Below are 19443 nucleotides of genomic sequence, written 5' to 3' on the forward strand. Positions count from 1 at the left end.
ATTATAACGAAGTTAACAAAGCAGACCAGTATTTTTCATTATAAATGACAACAAAAAAGGGCTCGAAAGCCCTTTAATAACGATAAGTTAAGGTAACTATCTGATTTATTTGATTAAAGCATCTAGTTCGCCACTGACATAACGAGCGTACATATTATCTAAAGAAATACATTTGAACTTGCTAGCATGGCCAGCAGTGTTGAATGCTTCATAACGAGCTTTAACAATATCGTACATAGCATCAGTTGTTACTTGTAAGAATTTACGCGGGTCAAATTCAGATGGGTTGTGTGCTAAAAAGCGACGAACAGCACCCGTAGAAGCAAGACGTAAATCAGTATCGATGTTTACTTTACGAACGCCATTTTTAATACCTTCTTGAATTTGCTCAACTGGCACACCATAAGTTTCAGGGATATTGCCACCATATTCGTTAATTACCGCTAACCACTCTTGTGGCACAGATGAAGATCCGTGCATTACCAAGTGAGTGTTTGGAATGCGAGCATGGATAGCCTTAATACGATCAATTGATAAAATGTCACTTGTTGGTGGACGAGTAAACTTGTATGCACCGTGTGAGGTACCACAAGCAATAGCTAACGCATCAACTTGAGTTTTTGCAACGAAATCAGCTGCTTCTTCAGGATCAGTAAGCATTTGTTCAGCAGTTAAAACGCCTTCTGCACCAATACCGTCTTCTTCACCTGCCATGCCAGTTTCTAATGAACCTAAACAGCCAAGTTCACCTTCAACACTAACACCACAAGCATGTGCCATCTCAACAGTTCGGCGAGTAACGTCTACATTGTATTCATAAGATGAAGGTGTTTTACCATCTTCGCCTAATGAACCATCCATCATAACTGATGAAAAGCCAAGCTGAATCGAACGCTGACATACAGCAGGAGATGTACCATGATCTTGGTGCATAACTACTGGAATTTCTGGAAACTCTTCCGTAGCAGCAAGAATTAAGTGACGCAGAAAGGGTGCACCAGCATATTTACGAGCACCAGCTGATGCTTGTAAAATTACCGGGCTGTCAGTATCGCGAGCGGCAAGCATAATTGCACGTACTTGCTCAAGATTGTTTACGTTAAACGCAGGGATACCATAGTCAAACTCTGCTGCATGGTCTAGCATTTGACGCATAGAAATTAAAGCCATTACCAACACTCCTTTTGTGTGTGATATAAGCGGTTAAAACCACTTTTAGTATAGTTTAAAGTTATAAAAATATATTTTAATTAAGTGTATTTAATTATGTCTATTGAGCTGCTCGTTCTTCTAAAATGGCAACTGCAGGTAATTTCTTACCTTCTAAAAATTCCAAGAAAGCACCACCACCGGTTGAGATGTAGGATACTTTGTCGGCAATGTCATATTTATCTACTGCTGCTAATGTGTCACCGCCGCCTGCTATCGAGAAAGCATTTGAATTAGCAATTGCTTGAGCGATGGCTTTAGTACCTTCACCAAACTGGTCAAATTCAAAAACCCCTACAGGGCCGTTCCAAACGATAGTTCCGGCGTTTTCAATAATCTTAGCCAACTCTTTTGCTGAATCAGGACCAATATCAAAAATCATTTCATCATCAGCAACTTCGCTTACAGGCTTTAACGTTGCTGTTGCACTTTCGGCAAATTCTTTGGCTACTACTACATCTGTTGGTACTGGAATATCACCATCATTTGCTTGCGCATTAGCTGTTAAACGCTTCGCTTCATCAATTAAGTCGGCCTCAAATAACGACTTACCAACTTGATGGCCACTTGCTGCAATAAATGTATTGGCAATACCGCCACCAACAACAAGTTGATCAACAACTGTTGCAAGCGATTCTAGCACGGTAAGTTTAGTCGAAACTTTTGAACCACCCACAATTGCCACTAATGGACGTGCTGGGTTATCAAGCGCTTTGCCTAATGCTTCTAATTCACCAGCAAGTAAAGGGCCAGCACAAGCTACTGGAGCAAACTTGGCAACTCCGTGTGTACTTGCTTGCGCTCGATGAGCTGTACCAAATGCATCCATTACATAAACATCGCAAAGGCTGGCAAGTTTTTGTGATAACTCTTCACAGTTTTTCTTTTCGCCTTTATTAAAACGAATATTTTCAAAAATAACTAACTCACCTGCAGCAACCTCTACACCGTCTAGGTATTCGCTAACCAGTTTTACTGGCTGTCCAAGTGCGTCAGTTAGATAGTCAGCAACAACTTGCATTGAAAACTCACTGTTAAATTCACCTTCAGTCGGTCGACCTAAATGTGACATCACCATCACTTTAGCACCGGCTTGTAACGCTAGTTTTAATGTAGGTAAGGCTGCTCTTAATCGAGCGTCTGAAGTGATTTTACCGTCTTTTACCGGTACATTTAAATCTTCGCGAATTAATACTCGTTTATTAGCAAGTTCAAGATCAGTCATTTTAATGACAGACATAGCAAGTCTCCGTTGAATGTAGTGATAGTTTTAAAATTTTGTTCATTTTACTTGGTCTGATGCATACTTAGAGCGGTATCTAACATGCGGTTAGCAAATCCCCACTCGTTATCGCACCAAACTAACAGTTTAACTAAGCGTTTATGGCTGACTCTTGTTGAGTTACCGTCCACTATTGAAGAATGTGGATCGTGGTTAAAATCACTTGAGACTAAAGGCTCAGTTGTAAAGCCTAATATTCCTGCCAAATTACCTTGTTGACCATTGACTATAGCTTCGTTTACCGCGTTAATATTTACATCTGTATTTAACGTTACGCTTAAATCCATCGCAGTAACATTTATTGTGGGTACACGAACCGCAATGGCCTCAAATCGACCTGAAAACTTTGGTAATATTCGTTCAATGCCAGCGGCTAATTTAGTTTCTACAGGTATAATCGATTGGCTCGCCGCTCGTGATAATCGCAGATCATCATGGTAAGCGTCAATTACTTGCTGATCATGCATCGAAGAGTGAATGGTCGTAATAGTACCGCTTTCTACGCCAAACGCCTGATCGAGTACCTGAATTACTGGCACAATACAGTTTGTTGTACAAGAACCGTTAGAAACAACAATATCGCTGGCGGTTAATTGTTCTTGGTTGATACCATAAATAATGGTTTTATCAACGTCGGTTAATGCGGGTTGTGAATAAAGAACTTGTTTAGCACCTTGCTTGATATGCTGCAGTGCGTGCTCTTTACTTTGATAATTACCTGTACAATCTAAAACAATATCTACGCCTAGCTCTTGCCAAGGTAAATCTTTAGTTTCCGAATGATGAAATAGTGCAATTTCATCGCCAGCTACGTTTAATTTACTGTTTTCAAAACTTACAGAATAAGCAAAACGGCCATGAGTGGTATCATATTTTAATAAATGAGCAATCCCTTCCGGTTTTGCTAATTCATTAATGGCAACAATTTGAAACTGATCATTTCGACCAGTTTCATAAAGCGCTCGTAAAATACTTCGGCCAATTCGGCCAAAACCATTTATTGCTATTTTTATTGTCATGATAATTAAATAAATATGTAAAAAGGCCGGCTATATTACCGACCTTTCTAAAGTTATCCTAATAATTCTTTTGCAGTATTAATTACGTTTTCGACGGTAAAACCAAATAATTCAAATAACTCATTCGCAGGCGCTGACTCTCCGAATGTTTTCATACCGATAATACGGCCATCAAAACCGACATATTTATGCCAGAAATCTTCAATGCCAGCTTCAATTGCAATACGTGCTCTAACATTATTTGGTAGTACTGATTGGCGATAAGCTTCATCTTGAGCTTCAAACGCGTCTGTACAAGGTATAGACACCACTCGAATATTTTTATCAGATAACTCTTTACTTGCTGCCATTGCTAATTCAACTTCAGAGCCAGTAGCAATTAAGATTAAATCTGGTGTACCTGCACAATCTTTAAGGATGTAACCACCACGAGCAATGTTTGCCAATTGCTCTGTAGTACGTTCTTGTTGTTGTAAGCCTTGACGAGTAAACGTTAATGTTGTTGGGCCATCTACGCGTTCGATAGCCATTTTCCATGCCACTGCTGATTCAACCGCATCACATGGTCGCCAGTTGTATAAGTTTGGCGTCATCCGTAAGCTGGCAATTTGTTCAACGGGCTGGTGAGTAGGACCATCTTCACCTAAACCGATAGAATCGTGAGTATAAACAAAAATGCTACGCTGCTTCATTAATGCCGCCATACGAACTGCATTACGTGCATATTCTACAAACATTAAGAATGTTGCGCCATAAGGTATGAAGCTACCATGTAAGGCAATGCCGTTCATAATGGCCGACATTCCGAATTCACGTACACCGTAAAACAAGTAATTACCACTTGCATCATCCGCTTCAATGCCTTTTGAACCTGACCATAATGTAAGGTTTGAACCGGCTAAATCAGCAGAGCCGCCAATAAATTCTGGTAAAATTGGCCCGTAACTATTTAAACAGTTCTGGCTAGCCTTACGGGTAGCAACATTTACAGGGTTATTTTGTAAGTCTTGAATGTAGTTGTTGGTATATTCTTGCCAGTTTTCTGGTAATTGGCCCGATGATCTACGTTCAAATTCAGCTGCTAGTTCAGGATGTGCAGCTTTATAGCCGGCAAATAATTCATGCCATGCTGCTTCTGCGTTAGCGCCTTTTTCTTGGCCATTCCATGCATTTTTTATGTCTTGCGGAATAACAAAAGCATCATGCGGCCAGTTTAAGAACTCGCGTGATGCTTTAATTTCATCATCGCCTAAAGGAGCACCGTGACAATCATGACTACCGCTTTTATTTGGAGAGCCATAACCAATAATCGTTTTACAACAAATTAAAGTTGGTTTGTTTGATTCAGCTTTTGCTTCGGTAATAGCCGATAGTATTTGCTCTGGGTTATGGCCATCTACTTCAAGAACTTGCCAGCCGTATGCTTTAAAGCGGGCTGGGGTGTCGTCTGAGAACCAACCTTCAACTTCACCATCAATTGAAATGCCGTTGTCATCCCAAAAGGCAATAAGCTTACCAAGGCCTAAAGTGCCCGCTAATGAACAAGCTTCGTGTGAGATGCCTTCCATTAAACAACCATCACCCATAAAGGTATAAGTGTGATGATCAACAACGTTAAAGTTATCTTGGTTAAATTGTGCTGCTAACGTTTTCTCGGCAATAGCAAAACCTACAGCGTTGGTAATACCTTGGCCTAATGGCCCGGTAGTTGTTTCAACACCTGGCGTATAACCATACTCTGGGTGACCAGGTGTTTTTGAATGTAATTGACGAAAATCTTGTAAATCTTCAATAGAAACGTCATAACCCGTTAAGTGAAGTAATGAGTAGATTAGCATCGAACCATGGCCATTAGATAAAATGAAACGGTCACGATCAACCCAATTAGGATTGTTGGGATTGTGTTTAAGGTGATCACACCATAAAGCCTGCGCAATATCTGCCATACCCATTGGGGCACCAGGGTGTCCAGATTTTGCTTTTTGGACAGCATCCATACTTAAAACTCGAATTGCATTGGCCTGATCTTGACGCGATGGCATAAGTGCTCCACTTAAATAAATTTTAGGTTAAAAAAAACACGCGTATTTTCGCTTACACAGCGCTTTGGTGCAATCAAAAATAGGGCTTTTTTCAATAAAGTTTTCTTCAAATTTGATAACGCCAAATAAATCAACTTATGCTGTATTTTAGATAAGGCTTTAAATAGCTTAAAAATCAGTAAATTAAATTTTTAACGGGGATTCTACAAAATTGTTTTCTTTATGAAAACTTACAGTTTCTCTTTCATAATAGTTATTATTTATTAATGCGTTAATAAATGACTTTATTGCATTAAAGTTCAATAAACATTCGTGGTGAGATAAATGCCACAAATGAATATATTGTTTTTATGTGTGTATTTTATTGTTTTTGTTGGCTTTTATTTTTACTTTGTAAGTTTTATGTAAATCAGTGAAAAGTTTTGTAAATATATATGTAAAAAACTCTTGTGTGCTTTGATTAAAACGTATACATTATTTTTCGTTAAACAATAATAATAACAAATAACATTCAGGGCTAAAGTCATGAACAAATCGTCTTTGAGGGAAGTAAAGCTAAGTACTGTATTTATTGCGGTATTAGTTTTAGGTATTTCAGCTGGTTTTTCCAGCACAAATGCAGCTCAAGACACGGAAGTTGTCGAAATTATAATAGAAGAATAATAATAAATTAATTATTGCTAACTTCTTTAAAAACCTCGCACAGCGAGGTTTTTTTTTTGAGAAGAATCATTATATTTAAATGGCGTCCCTGAGACGATTCGAACGTCCGACCTAGCGCTTAGGAGGCGCTTGCTCTATCCAGCTGAGCTACAGGGACTTAATATCAAATTGATATATAAACTTTCCGCAATCATACGGCTCTTTCAAAATACAACATCTTTTAAATGCCTGTAAATAGGTAAGCGGCAATAATCGGCAATTTTTGTAATAAATTCACAATTTTATGCGGCAATGCTATGCCGCTTAAATATTTTTTTGTATAAAAAACAATCAACTTTCATTTTGGTTAATTTTTTCTGGTAGTTAGAAGTAATTCTTATTTTTAATAAATATGCATATTTGTTGACTAAGCACTGAGTAATATCGCTTTTTGATCGAAAAGTATGCAGTTGTTTTTTTCTTTAAATTCTATTTAATTTAAATGCAGCTTTATGGCATAATTTTTGTATGATTTTGTTATACGTTTGCTAACTATTTAGCTTTGTGCCATTGTCGGAGAATAGTTAACAAAGCTTATGCTATTAAACTCAGTGTTGAGACAAATAATAATTGTCATACTCAAATGACGAGCTTGGAACTTTTTAGTGGAAGATAAACAAAGTGATCATATGGCAGGAAGCCAGCATTTGTTGAATAAAAGTCAGCAGAGCGACTCTGTAGCTAAACAAGCTACCATAGAGTTGCAGGACTTTTTCGCCAATATTATCCCTGAGCCAATCGATTCTACGGTCAAACCCGACATGAATACTGATGAAGTATTCTCACAATTACTCGCCTCGTCAATCAGTCAAAGCATTGATGAGTATAACGATAAGCTGCATAGTAACCCACAAATCAATTATTCCAGTAAAGCTTTACAAGCCAGCTCGCTTATTGGCCGTAGTGTACTTGTTGAAGATGGTCATTTCTATATCGAATACGGTGAATCAGCTACTGGTCGTTTGCAAATCAATTCAAAAGCACACCATATATTTGTTTATGTTGAAAACGAACATGATGACATTATTCGGATTATTCCTTTGGGGGATGATTTAATTGGAGATGTGAGTTTTACCTGGAATGGTATTACTCGTACTGGCGCTGTGGCACCAGAAGGTGAATACCGCTTTATTGTTTCTTGTATCAGTAAAGGTAAAGTGGTTGAGCTTAAGGCTATGACATATAACAAAATTATCCGTGTAACCTTTGACCACAATAGTGATGATATTTGGCTGTATTTTGAAAATGATCAAACGATGAACTTGGCCAACGTGGTTGAAATTTTGAAAGAGTAAAAAGTAATAAACAATAGTATCACTATTGTTAAATAGTATATAAAAATTAATGCTGTTGCTGACTAGAGAATTACCCTATGATGGATAGGTTAGCTAAGTTAGCGCAAGGTTTATAAAGCAAACTGAATTGAGTATAGATACCTAATTCATCAGAGGATGCTTTTTTCAAAAGAATAGATACTTAGTTAAGTTGGAGAGGTAGAGTATGAGCTTGACTCGTGGGGATAATAATAACGAATCCACATCGTCGACAGTCTCAGAGCGAACAGAGAAAAAGTTACTCACGGAAGCATTTTCGGGAGAGCTTGACTTGTTGCGTTTGCAATCTAACCAGTTAAATCAGTTATTTGATGTAATGCCAGCAGGCGTGGTTATTATTGATGGTGATGGCATAGTGGTTAAAGCCAACAATGTTGCTGGCAGTTTACTCGGCGTAGATTTGCTTAAAAAGTCCTGGATTGAAATAATAAAGGTCGCTTTTAAACCAAGAGCAGACGATGGTCACGAAGTATCACTAAATGATGGTCGCCGGGTAAAACTAGATATTTCATCATTTGGCTCACAAGCTGGGCAGCTTATATTAATCACCGATTTAACCGAAACTCGCTTACTGCAAGATAAATTAAGCCAAATGCAGCGTTTGTCTGCGTTAGGGCGAATGGTTTCTACTCTCGCCCATCAAATTCGTACTCCACTATCTGCAGCAATGCTTTATTGCTCTAATTTAAGTTCAAAAGCATTGTCGAGTGAAAAGCGCCAAATCTTTCAAGATAAGTTAACCTCAAGGTTGCAAGATTTAGAGCAGCAGGTAAATGACATGCTGCTATTTGCCAAAAGTGGTGGTAAACAAGTGGTTGCCGTTATTACTATAAAGTCGTTACTAGATGATGCTATTTCTGGCGTGGAAGCACAAATTGATGAAGTACATGCCGATCTTATTTTAACTATCGAAGACGAAAACCTGCAAATCATAGCTAATAAAAATGCGCTTGAAGGGGCAATACAAAATTTAATTCATAATTCACTGCAAGTGATTGAAAGCAATGCGATTATAAAAGTACGAGCTTATCAGAAAGATAGTTTTTTATACATTCACGTGCAAGATAATGGCAGTGGTATTGATGAAACCGAAGCTGAAAAAATATTTGAACCATTTTATACTTCTAAAGTGCAAGGCACTGGCTTAGGGTTAGCAGTGGTAAAATCAGTTGCTAAAGCCCATCATGGTGATGCATCATTAGTGAGTAAAACAGGCGAAGGTGCAGACTTTTGTATTAAGCTGCCGCTGTTTAACACTGATAAAGATGATATAGAAAAAGCAGAATAATTTACTAAATATAGAAAATAACAATAGATAAAGAGGCAGTAATGACCAGTAAAGTGGTCCTAGTCGTTGAAGATGACCCCGGTTTACGAGAAGCCGTAGTTGATACCCTACACCTTTCAGAGTTTGACTGTATTGAAGCAGATTCTGGTGAGGCCGCACTGGTACTATTGAAACAGCACAAAGTAGATATTGTGGTTTCTGATGTACAAATGGGCGGCATGAGTGGTCTTGCCCTATTAAAAAATATTAAAACCGGCTGGCCAAAATTGCCTGTGTTGATCATGACAGCGTATGCCACTATCGATGATGCCGTACAGGCAATGAAAGATGGCGCCTGTAATTACATTGCCAAACCCTTTTCACCGGAAGTATTGATTAATATGATCAGTCAATACATGCCCGTTGAAAAGGTAGTTAGTTCTCGTCCTATTGCCGTTGATAAGCAAAGTATTCAATTACTAAGCTTAGCTGAAAAAGTAGCGAGTACTGACGCTTCGGTGATGATCTTGGGCCCTAGTGGCTCAGGTAAAGAAGTACTATCAAAATTTATACATAATAACTCTAAACGTGCAGATAATACCTTTGTCGCAATTAACTGTGCCGCTATTCCTGAAAACATGCTTGAAGCAACCTTGTTTGGATATGAGAAGGGCGCTTTTACCGGCGCGGTAAATGCTTGTCCAGGAAAGTTTGAGCAAGCCCAAGGCGGTACCATCTTATTAGATGAAATTACCGAAATGGACTTAGGCTTACAGGCCAAAATATTACGGGTTATTCAAGAACGAGAAGTAGAACGTTTAGGCTCGAGAAAAGTAATTAATTTAGATGTACGCGTACTGGCAACCAGTAATCGAGATTTAAAAGAAGCGGTTAGTGAGGGGGTTTTTCGTGAAGATTTATTCTATCGTTTAAATGTATTTCCATTAACGTGGCTACCGTTAGCAAAAAGAGCTGATGATATCTTGCCATTAGCCCGCCACATCATTGGTCAATTTAGTCAAAATGAAAATGTAAGCTTAACTGCTGCTGCTGAGGTTAAACTGGCAAGCCATCAATGGCCAGGCAATGTTCGTGAATTAGAAAATGTAATTCAACGCGCACTTATTATGAAAGCTGGTGCAGAAATCGATAGCAATGATTTACTTATTGAAGACTTTGTTGAGCAGCAAAATGACCTAACTACTGTTACGACACAAGAAGACGAGAACCTTGAAAGTGAGTTAAAACAACAAGAGTTTCAAATTATATTAGATGCTCTTCGAGCTTGTGATGGCTCTCGTAAAGAAGTCGCTGAGCGTTTAGGGGTAAGCGCTAGAACATTACGTTATAAATTGGCTAAAATGCGTGAAAGTGGGATCGAACTGCCTGTTTAGTCGAGTTATTAACTGAGTATAAATTTTCTGTTTGAAATAAAAAGTTACATTGAAATCTGTAATTAATACGTTGCAGATGTGTTTACACAGTTTATAATACGGGCTGCAGATATAACAAAAAATTAAATTTTAACGGCTATTACATTATTTTGCTAATGGTAGTGCGTTGAAAAGGGAACGTTCGATTTATGCCTTTCAAACCTTGGTTTGCTAATATTTTCATCATTTTATCTCTAGTAATGTTATCGGCTTGTTCAACAACCAGTGAACAAGAAGATAGTTATTCTGACCCTCGAGATCCACTAGAATCTATTAACCGTCCATTATGGACATTTAATTGGGACTATGCTGATAAGTATGTTTTTAAACCTGCTTCAACAGCTTATGTTAAATGGGTACCGTCGCCAATACGATCAGGTGTGCATAATGCTGCGCTCAACTTAAATGAACCCTTTACAATTATAAATAACCTCCTGCAACTTAAATTTCAACGGGCAGGCAAAGCTACCGGCCGCTTTGTTTTAAACTCTACTGTGGGTTTATTAGGTTGGTTTGATATTGCCAAGCACGCTGGTTTAATGCGCGAAGAAGAAGAATTTGGTGAAGTACTAGGAACATATGGTGTTGGGGATGGCCCTTTTTTGATGATGCCAGTACTCGGACCGAGTTCAGTTAGAGATGAAGTTGGTGATCTGGTTGATGGTTATTATTGGCCATTAGCTGTAATTGATTTTTGGCCAAATGTAGCACGTAAATTAATTATTGGTCTAGAAACTAGAGGCCAACTGGCAGAACAAGAAGCATTGTTGAACGACTCATTAGATCCTTACGAGTTTGTCAAAAACGCTTATTTCCAAAATATCAATTATCGTTTACATGATGGCAATCCGCCGGTTGTAATTGACCAAGAAGAAGAAGATGATCTTGATGATATGTTAGAAGAGTTTTAAATTAATAAGCTCAAAGCATTGAGCTTTGAGCTTGAATATTGAAATTTTTATGAAACGTTTGAATCTACACTTACGTTTAAATCTTTTAAAATGCCATCTTGTAAATTATAAACAAAGCCATGTACGCTAATTTCTTGACCGACATTCCATGCGTTGATCATAGTAGTGGTTTTTGAAACGTTTCCTACTTGTTCAACTACGTTTAATTCACATAGACGATTGGTTAACTCTTCGCCGGTTAATTGCTCTAGCTCTTCTTTATGAAAACGGTGTACATCACTAATGTGGCGTAACCAGTTATCAATTAAACCATGCTGATTATTATCTAAAGATGCAGCAACACCGCCACAACCATAGTGACCACAAACTATAATGTGTTTTATTTTTAAAACTTCTACTGCGAACTGAATAACCGACAAACAGTTTAAATCAGTATGGATCACTTGATTGGCAATATTGCGATGAACAAATACTTCACCCGGTAGCATACCTAGCAAATCGTTCGCCGGTACTCTTGAATCAGAACAACCAATCCATAAGTACTCTGGTGATTGTTGTTTCGATAATTTGTCGAAGAAGTCAGGCTGTTCTTTGCGTATTTTCTCAGCCCAATTCTTATTATTTTTAAACAAGTGTGTTAAAGATGCCATGTTTTCTCTAAATTAATTACTATTAATTGTATTGTCTGCAAAACCTTGGATCTTGTAAAGCAGTTTTCTTTTATTACATATGCAGATCGATATCACTCATGTTAAAATCACATTTATTTTAAGAGAATTAATCATGGCCAGAGTAGCACATGCACTTCATATATTGGTAAAGCACCTTGAACAAGCTGAAGATATTCTAAAACAGTTAAACAAGGGGGCTAAGTTTCAAACCTTGGCGAAAAAACATTCAAACTGTCCTTCGGGTAAAAAAGGTGGCGATTTAGGTGAATTTAAAAAGGGTCAAATGGTGCCACAATTCGATAAATTTGTCTTTGGAGGTGAAATTTTAACGCCAACAATTGTTAAAACTCGCTTTGGCTATCATATTATTAAAACGCTCTATAGAACCTAGAGTCAGATCTTAGTAGCCAAATTTAATCTTTGTTTTCTTCTTCATCAAGTTCGCGGTTACGCTTTTTAATTTTTTCGAGTTGTTCGCTAGATAAATTAAATTTTTTAGCGCTTTTATAAACAAAATAAATACCGCTGATAATGAACATCAATACCGCAAAGATAATCAACCAAAGTGTCATGTTATCATCCTAAAAAAGAAGGAGCTAAGCGCTCCTTCTCAAATCATGTTATTTATGTAGCTGCCTTCATGCTGCTAATGAATGTCGCTAAGTCTACCAGCATTTGTTTTTCATCATTCAAGTTACTCTCAATAATCTTAACTACTGCGCTGCCACTAATTGCGCCTTTTGCGCCATTAGCTAATGCTTCTTTAACATGCTCAGGAGTAGAGATACCAAAACCTAATACCGGTGCTGGCGCATTATATTGGGTTAATGTATCAATTAATTCCTTGCCTGGCATATTAGCCACAACTTCTGTGCCAGTAACACCAGCTCGGCTTAATACATAAGTGTAGCCTTGGCCTAATGACGAAACTTTTTGCAATGTAGCTGCGCTGGCGTTCGGCGGAGCAATAAAGATAGGGGCTACATTATTCGCTAATGCGGCATTTCTAAATTGCTCACTTTCTCTAATTGGTACATCGGCAATTAATACTGAATCTACACCCGCGGCGCTCATATCGCTGTAAAATTTTTCAACGCCTCGTGCAAAAACCAAATTAGCGTAAAGCAGTAAACCAATTGGAATGTCAGCATTATAAGCGCGTACTTTTTTAAGTATTTCAATACAAGTATCGGTATTAATGTTTGCATCTAGCGCTCGTTTGGCGGCAAATTGAATGGTTAAGCCATCGGCACTGGGATCTGAAAATGGAATACCTAATTCAAGGGCATCTGCGCCATTATCAATCAGGGTTTTAATGATTTCAAATGATTGCTCTGCATGTGGGTCACCAATCATTACAAATGGAATAAAGGCACCTTGCTGCTTTTTTGCTAATGCATCAAAACTTTGCTGATAACGAGCACCTGCTTGTGTTGTCGCACTTGTACTACTTACTTGGCTCATTACTTGCTCTCCCGGTAGTTTTCACCGTTTAAAATACTGTTCACGTGGGTTAAATCTTTATCACCTCGACCAGATAAATTAACCAGTATTACTGTTTCAGTTGTTGCCGCATCAGCAATTTTTAACGCATGAGCTAATGCGTGTGACGACTCAAGGGCTGGAATTATGCCTTCAGTACGCGATAGCAGTTGAAATGCATCTAACGCTTCATCATCATTAATTGGTACGTAAGTCGCCCGGCCAATTTCTTTTAAAAGAGAATGTTGTGGGCCAACACCTGGGTAATCTAAACCTGCTGATACTGAATATGATTCTTCAATTTGACCGTATTCATCTTGCATTATGTAAGTATAAGCACCGTGCAACATGCCTTTAGAACCTGCAACTAACGTGGCACCATGCTGTGCTGTTTCAATACCTTTACCGCCAGCTTCAACACCAACTAGTTTTACATCTTCTTCATCAATAAAGTCATGGAACATGCCAATTGCGTTTGAACCACCGCCAACACAAGCCACTACGTAATCAGGCAGGCTACCTTGCTCTTCTAAGATTTGTGCTTTTGCCTCTATGCCGATCATTTTTTGAAATTCACGCACCATGGTTGGGAATGGGTGAGGACCAGCCGCAGTACCCAATAAGTAATGGGCATTATCGTAATTTGCAGACCAGTCACGTAAGGCCTCATTTACCGCATCTTTTAATGTACCAGAGCCCGCAGTAACAGGTATAACTTCTGCGCCCATTAACTCCATTCTAAATACATTAGGTTGCTGCCTATCACAATCTACTTTGCCCATATAAACGCGACATTTTAACCCTAATAAAGAACAAGCTATCGCTGTTGCTACACCATGCTGGCCAGCACCGGTTTCGGCAATGATTTCGGTTTTTCCCATTTTTTTAGCAAGTAGGGCCTGGCCTAATACTTGGTTAGTTTTATGGGCGCCGCCATGAAGTAAGTCTTCACGTTTCATGTAAATTTTTGCTAAGGGGTTTTTAACTATATTGCTACATAGTGTTAGTGGAGTGGGGCGACCTGCAAACGAAGTTAGCAGTTTATTGAATTCGGCCTGAAACGCTTCATCGGTTTGAGAGTCAAGAAAAGCCGCTTCTAATTGCTCCAGGGCTGGTACTAATAATTCGCTGACATACATGCCACCAAATTCGCCAAAATATGGACTTATGTTATTTAATATTGGATCAGTCATGTTAGTAATCTCTGATAAGCGCAAAGGCTTGTTTAATTTTGTTATGATCTTTTATACCTGGCGCAGATTCTACGCCAGAGTTTATATCAAGACCTGATAAATCTAGTTCGTTACACACTCGCTGTGCACTGGCAATGTTATTAAGCGTGAGTCCGCCAGCAAGCATGGTATTGCTAAAGTCTTGCGCGCTATCCTCTAACAATTGCCAATCAAAAACCTCACCACTGCCGCCTTGTTTGGCATCAAGTAAATAACGATCGGCTGCCTGGTTAAATTCTGGTAAATCATTTACTACAGGTATAGCTTTAACAATATCGCAGCCACTTGGTAAATGAGGCTTCAGTTCTTCAATATACGCGGCGTCTTCTTTACCATGCAATTGTACTGCCGCTAAATTTAGGTGATTGGCAAGCTCACTAACCTCATTAATACTTTGATCTTTAAATACACCAACAAACTTAATGCTTGGTTGTGATGATTCTAATAATTCATCTTGAATGCGTCTGGCTTGCTCAAAACTAACAAAACGTGGCGATTGTTCAGTAAATATTAATCCTGCATATGCCGCACCAGCATCAGTTACGGCATTTATATCGGCAACTGAGGTTAAACCGCATACTTTGTTATAGCCATATATTAGTTCTCGACAAGCCAAATCGATATCATCTTGGCCCATTACCGAGCTGCCCACTAAAAAGCCATTTACAGCGGGTGCTAATTCACGCACTTGCTTATTGGTGTATATACCCGATTCTGAAATAATTAATCTGTCATCTGGGATCATTGGCGCAAGTTCAAAAGTGCGAGTTAAGTCGGTAGAAAGATCGCGTAAATTACGATTGTTAATGCCAATAAGCTTAGCGCCTAAGGCAATAGCACGCTTTGTTTCTTCAACGTTTGATACTTCGGTTAAAATTGCCATGTTATAACTATTAGCAACCTTACTTAATGCTTTATACTCATCATCAGATAATACGCTTAACATCAATAGAATAGCATCAGCGCCATATAAACGGCCCAAATGAATCTGGTATTCATCAATAAAGAAGTCTTTATTCAATACTGGGCAATCTACACTGTCACTGACCAGTTTCAAATAATCATGTTTGCCTTGAAAGTACTTCATGTCTGTTAATACAGAAATTGCCGCAGCGTAGTTATTGTATATGCCGGCTATTTCTTCAACGTTAAATTCAGGGCGAATTAACCCTTTTGAAGGCGAAGCTTTTTTACACTCTAGTATAAATCCGGCGTGATCTGTGCTTAAGGCTTGATACATATCTTTAGAGGTAGGCACTAAGTCATCAATAAAGCTTGCAAGCGGGCGTTCTAACTTTAACGCTGCAACTTCAACACGTTTATCATCGACAATTTTTTCTAATATATTTCTTTGTGGAGTACTAGCCATTACTAACCTCTACCATAGTGTTTAATGTGTTTGCTGCTTTGCCAGATTTTAATACTTGTTGCACAATTTCAGTAGCACTGCGTAAATTGCTGGCTTGCCCTGTTAAGTATAGTAATGCTGCGGTATTTATGGTTACCGCATCAATATGAGCTTGCTCGCCGCTACCTGTTAAAATCGCCATGCTGTATGCTGCATTTTCTTCAGGTAAGCCGCCTTTTATGCTTTCTAAACTATGCGAGGCTAAACCAAAGTCACTCGGCTGAACTTCTTTTTCAATTAATTTGTCACCATCAATTTCAATAATTTGCGTTGAACCATGAATAGCAACTTCATCTAACCCACTGCCATGCACTACCCAAGCCCTTTCGACACCGGTTATTTGTAATGCTTTGGCCATTGGCATGAGAAGCTCTGGTGTATATACCCCAAGTAGCATTACTCGTGGCGAAGCTGGGTTAACCAGTGGTCCTAATATATTGAATAATGTACGTACTCCCATGGCAGCTCTTACTGGTCCAGCGTGTTTAAAACCGCTGTGATAATTAGGAGCAAATAAGAAACAAGCACCGCTTTGCTCTATGGATTGCTTGGCTGTTTCAGGTGACATCATCAAATTAATGCCGAATGCTTCAAGTAAATCTGCAGATCCTGATTTACTGGAAACACTACGGTTGCCATGCTTGGCAATTTTTAATCCACACGCTGCTGCAACAATTGCCGCTGTTGTGGAAATATTAATTGTACTGTGGCCATCACCACCAGTGCCAACGCAATCCACTAATGGGTAGGGCATTTTTGGAAATGGTTTTGCTGCACCTCTAATAGCAACTGCAGCACCGGCTATTTCAGTCGGCGTTTCACCTTTAATTTTTAACGCAGTTAATACACTGGCCATTAACGCCGGTTCAATTTCGCCCTGTACCACTTTGCCGAAGAACTCTTCTGCTTGTTCTTGACGTAAATCTTCACCGTTAATAAGTTGTTCTAACAGTTGACTCATCTTAACTGTCCTTTCCTAATAAATGTTCAAAGCTTTGTTTGATTAAAATACTGCCTTTCGAGGTTAATAATGACTCCGGGTGAAATTGAAAACCCAGAACTTTATCTTGCTGATTCGAAATTGCCATTGGTAATTGCTGATAATGGGCAATCATCTGTAAATCAGCAGGCATAACGGTAGCAACTAATGAGTGATACCTAGCTACTGGCAATGGCGACGGTAAACCGCTGAAAGGGCCTTTACCATCATGATCAATATTTGATGCTTTACCGTGAACAATTTCACCAGCTCGGTCTACTTTACCGCCGTAATGTTCAACTAAAGCTTGATGACCTAAGCAAATACCAAAGATAGGGTAAGTTCCAACACAAAGCTTGATTAAATCCATTAAACAACCAGCGCTAACAGGATCTCCTGGGCCAGGAGACAACACCAAGATTACAGGATCTGTTTCTTGCTGCATTTTTTGGTAAATAAATTCAGCCGATACGGTATTACGATAAATGATTGGCTCAAAACCTAAAGTTTTAAACTCATCAACTAAGTTGTAGGTAAACGAATCCAGGTTGTCGAGCATATAAAGCTTGGTGTTCATTACTGTGCTCCCCCAAGTGTGTTCGTATTAGCTGTTGAATGAGCATTAGCAATTTGTATCGCTTTAATCACTGCTTGTGCTTTTTGCCTGGTTTCATCTGCTTCGGCTTGTGGGTCTGAGTCGTAAACAACACCTGCGCCAGCTTGTACATAGGCAATGTTATCTTTTACAAACGCAGAACGAATAACAATACAAGAGTCCATATCACCACCACCGTTTATATAGCCAACAGCACCACCATAACTACCACGACGTTCACCTTCAACATTGCGGATCAATTCGGTTGCTTTTACTTTTGGCGCGCCAGACAGGGTGCCCATATTCATACACGCTTGGTAGGCATGCAGCGCATCTAATCTATCTGATAAAGTGCCAATGACTCGTGACACCAAATGCATTACATGCGAGTAGCGGTCTACTTTCAAAAGTTCAGCGACATGGCGAGTTCCACCTTTAGATACTCTGGCAACATCATTGCGAGCCAAATCTACCAGCATTAAATGTTCGGCTTTTTCTTTTTCATCGTTTCTAAGCTCAAGTTCAATACGGCCATCTAAGTCGGCAGAATATTGGCCTTCTGGGGTAAAGCCTCTTGGCCTTGTACCTGCGATAGGGTAAATCTCTACCTGTCTATTTTGTGCGGTAAACTTTAATGCTGATTCTGGTGATGCGCCAAATAGTGCAAAATCATCATCTTTTAAGAAAAACATGTATGGGCTGGGATTTGTCTGTTTTAATGCTTGATACGCATTTAAGGAATCATTACAGCCTAGTGAGAATGTGCGAGAAGGGACTACTTGAAAAATATCACCTGCTCTGATGTGTTCCTTTAAATCTTCAACTTGCGTACAAAACTGTTGGTCGGTAATATTTACTTCCACTGGAGTTGCTGTTGCTTGTTTCAAATCTATTGACTGGCTAGTCATCGGCGTTTTACAAATTTGTTTTAATTGCGCTAAGCGTTGTTCTATATTCTGCTGACAAACATCTTGTTGTGAGCCGCTAAACACATTGCCTAGTAATTCTGTAGTTTGTTGTTGGTGATCAATAATTATTAACGTTTCAGCCAGATAATACACATAATCTGGACAGGTGTTTTTACTTGCTGATACGCATGGCAGTTGTTCGCTTATACAAATTAAATCAAACGCAAAAGCGCCACCAACAAATACTGAAAATGGATGCTGTTTCTGGCAGTCAATTGCTTGTAACTCTCTAAGCACTTGCATTGGATTATCTACTAATAAACGTGACAGCTCATCCTGTTCGGTAATACTTGTAGAAAAATCAATATCTAAAGAATCAATTGCAGCTTTATTAATAGTGACACTTTGCTGGTATTTCGCTTGGCTGAATTGTTGAGTTAAATAAGCAATAATGGCTTGGCCATTTAGTGAAGTCGCATTAATGGTGACATTACTGTCATTGCAGACAATTTTTACTGCTGAATCAATCAGCAATAAACTTTTAAGGGCGCGTTTATCTGATATTTCTGCGGATTCTAATAATAATGTATTACTTTTATCCGCGGTTAAACTGCGATATAGCATTAGAGGGTCAGCTTGATACTGAGCATTCATTATAGTGCTGGTCACTAACCCTAGCTGTGACGTATTTTGATCTATGTTGTTCATGGTTTACCTTGCTTTAATTTGTTTACCCAAGGGGTAATGTTTCTGTCATCCGGCGTAAAGGGGCTGAAGCCACCAGATAAACCATGTTTTAACGTTGTTAATTAACATTTTATGCCTTTTGTTAGTGTAGTTGAAATTAATGTTTCATCTAAATAAGTTTATTTCGTACTAAACGAAAAAACCCGCCTTTAAGAGCGGGTTTTTAAAATTTTGCCAACGGCAAAGCTCACAACCCACTATGTTAGGTTATGCCACCACCAA

The 19443-nt window shown here is 38.8% G+C and carries 18 protein-coding genes and 1 tRNA gene; 6 read left to right on the top strand and 13 right to left on the bottom strand.

Annotation, left to right across the window (positions count from 1 at the left end; all coding sequences use genetic code 11):
- Window positions 1–105: 105 nt before the first annotated feature.
- The 4 genes from fba to tkt form a co-directional block, all read right to left on the bottom strand.
- Window positions 106–1170, bottom strand: a complete 1065-nt coding sequence (gene fba / locus RI844_RS00165; RefSeq protein ID WP_348396470.1) for a class II fructose-bisphosphate aldolase — start codon at window positions 1168–1170, stop codon at window positions 106–108.
- Between the two features lie 100 nt (window positions 1171–1270).
- Entirely contained in the window at window positions 1271–2449 is a 1179-nt protein-coding gene (locus RI844_RS00170) for a phosphoglycerate kinase (RefSeq protein ID WP_348396471.1), read from the bottom strand.
- Between the two features lie 47 nt (window positions 2450–2496).
- Complete coding sequence (epd, locus tag RI844_RS00175; RefSeq protein ID WP_348396472.1) at window positions 2497–3510, bottom strand: erythrose-4-phosphate dehydrogenase; 1014 nt, start codon at window positions 3508–3510, stop codon at window positions 2497–2499.
- 53 nt (window positions 3511–3563) lie between these two features.
- Window positions 3564–5552: a transketolase gene (gene tkt, locus RI844_RS00180; RefSeq protein WP_348396473.1), complete on the bottom strand. Its 1989-nt coding sequence runs from the start codon at window positions 5550–5552 to the stop codon at window positions 3564–3566.
- A gap of 525 nt (window positions 5553–6077) precedes the next feature.
- Between tkt and RI844_RS00185 the strand changes: the two genes are divergently transcribed.
- Complete coding sequence (locus tag RI844_RS00185; protein ID WP_348396474.1) at window positions 6078–6215, top strand: hypothetical protein; 138 nt, start codon at window positions 6078–6080, stop codon at window positions 6213–6215.
- 80 nt (window positions 6216–6295) lie between these two features.
- On the opposite strand, the gene RI844_RS00190 is transcribed toward RI844_RS00185, so the two are convergent.
- Window positions 6296–6372: transfer RNA gene (locus RI844_RS00190), tRNA-Arg, on the bottom strand.
- A 487-nt stretch (window positions 6373–6859) separates the two neighbouring features.
- Between RI844_RS00190 and RI844_RS00195 the strand changes: the two genes are divergently transcribed.
- The 4 genes from RI844_RS00195 (at window position 6860) to RI844_RS00210 (ending at window position 11199) form a co-directional block, all read left to right on the top strand.
- Window positions 6860–7549, top strand: a complete 690-nt coding sequence (locus tag RI844_RS00195) for a flagellar hook assembly protein FlgD (RefSeq protein WP_348396475.1) — start codon at window positions 6860–6862, stop codon at window positions 7547–7549.
- Between the two features lie 205 nt (window positions 7550–7754).
- A complete protein-coding gene (locus RI844_RS00200; protein WP_348396476.1) occupies window positions 7755–8876 on the top strand; it encodes a sensor histidine kinase in 1122 nt (373 codons plus the stop codon).
- 41 nt (window positions 8877–8917) lie between these two features.
- On the top strand, window positions 8918–10249 hold the full coding sequence (locus RI844_RS00205; RefSeq protein WP_348396477.1) for a sigma-54-dependent transcriptional regulator: 1332 nt from the start codon (window positions 8918–8920) through the stop codon (window positions 10247–10249).
- Between the two features lie 188 nt (window positions 10250–10437).
- A complete protein-coding gene (locus RI844_RS00210; protein WP_348396478.1) occupies window positions 10438–11199 on the top strand; it encodes an MlaA family lipoprotein in 762 nt (253 codons plus the stop codon).
- A gap of 47 nt (window positions 11200–11246) precedes the next feature.
- Here RI844_RS00210 and can read toward each other — a convergent pair whose 3' ends face one another.
- Window positions 11247–11849: a carbonate dehydratase gene (can, locus tag RI844_RS00215; RefSeq protein WP_348396479.1), complete on the bottom strand. Its 603-nt coding sequence runs from the start codon at window positions 11847–11849 to the stop codon at window positions 11247–11249.
- A 133-nt stretch (window positions 11850–11982) separates the two neighbouring features.
- Here can and ppiC point away from each other — a divergent pair, with 133 nt between their 5' ends.
- Window positions 11983–12261 (top strand): peptidylprolyl isomerase PpiC, encoded by a 279-nt coding sequence (ppiC, locus tag RI844_RS00220; protein WP_348396480.1) that lies wholly within the window; start codon window positions 11983–11985, stop codon window positions 12259–12261.
- 22 nt (window positions 12262–12283) lie between these two features.
- Here ppiC and RI844_RS00225 read toward each other — a convergent pair whose 3' ends face one another.
- The 7 genes from RI844_RS00225 to RI844_RS00255 are packed head-to-tail and all read right to left on the bottom strand — an operon-like array spanning window position 12284 to window position 19182.
- Window positions 12284–12442, bottom strand: a complete 159-nt coding sequence (locus tag RI844_RS00225; protein WP_348396481.1) for a DUF2897 family protein — start codon at window positions 12440–12442, stop codon at window positions 12284–12286.
- A gap of 52 nt (window positions 12443–12494) precedes the next feature.
- Complete coding sequence (trpA, locus tag RI844_RS00230) at window positions 12495–13334, bottom strand: tryptophan synthase subunit alpha (RefSeq protein ID WP_348396482.1); 840 nt, start codon at window positions 13332–13334, stop codon at window positions 12495–12497.
- The gene (trpB, locus tag RI844_RS00235; RefSeq protein ID WP_348396483.1) at window positions 13334–14545 is read right to left on the bottom strand and encodes a tryptophan synthase subunit beta; all 1212 of its coding nucleotides are present in this window, start codon (window positions 14543–14545) and stop codon (window positions 13334–13336) included. The genes trpA and trpB overlap by 1 nt, the downstream gene beginning before the upstream one ends.
- Before the next feature lies 1 nt (window position 14546).
- Complete coding sequence (trpCF, locus tag RI844_RS00240; protein WP_348396484.1) at window positions 14547–15953, bottom strand: bifunctional indole-3-glycerol-phosphate synthase TrpC/phosphoribosylanthranilate isomerase TrpF; 1407 nt, start codon at window positions 15951–15953, stop codon at window positions 14547–14549.
- The gene (gene trpD / locus RI844_RS00245) at window positions 15946–16953 is read right to left on the bottom strand and encodes an anthranilate phosphoribosyltransferase (protein WP_348396485.1); all 1008 of its coding nucleotides are present in this window, start codon (window positions 16951–16953) and stop codon (window positions 15946–15948) included. Before trpD ends, trpCF begins: the two co-directional genes overlap by 8 nt.
- Window position 16954: 1 nt before the next feature.
- Window positions 16955–17548, bottom strand: coding sequence for an aminodeoxychorismate/anthranilate synthase component II (locus tag RI844_RS00250; RefSeq protein WP_348396486.1), 594 nt, complete (start codon window positions 17546–17548; stop codon window positions 16955–16957).
- A complete protein-coding gene (locus tag RI844_RS00255; RefSeq protein WP_348396487.1) occupies window positions 17548–19182 on the bottom strand; it encodes an anthranilate synthase component 1 in 1635 nt (544 codons plus the stop codon). Before RI844_RS00255 ends, RI844_RS00250 begins: the two co-directional genes overlap by 1 nt.
- Between the last annotated feature and the right edge of the window lie 261 nt (window positions 19183–19443).

Source organism: Thalassotalea fonticola (genome assembly GCF_032911225.1).
GTDB lineage: Bacteria > Pseudomonadota > Gammaproteobacteria > Enterobacterales > Alteromonadaceae > Thalassotalea_A > Thalassotalea_A fonticola.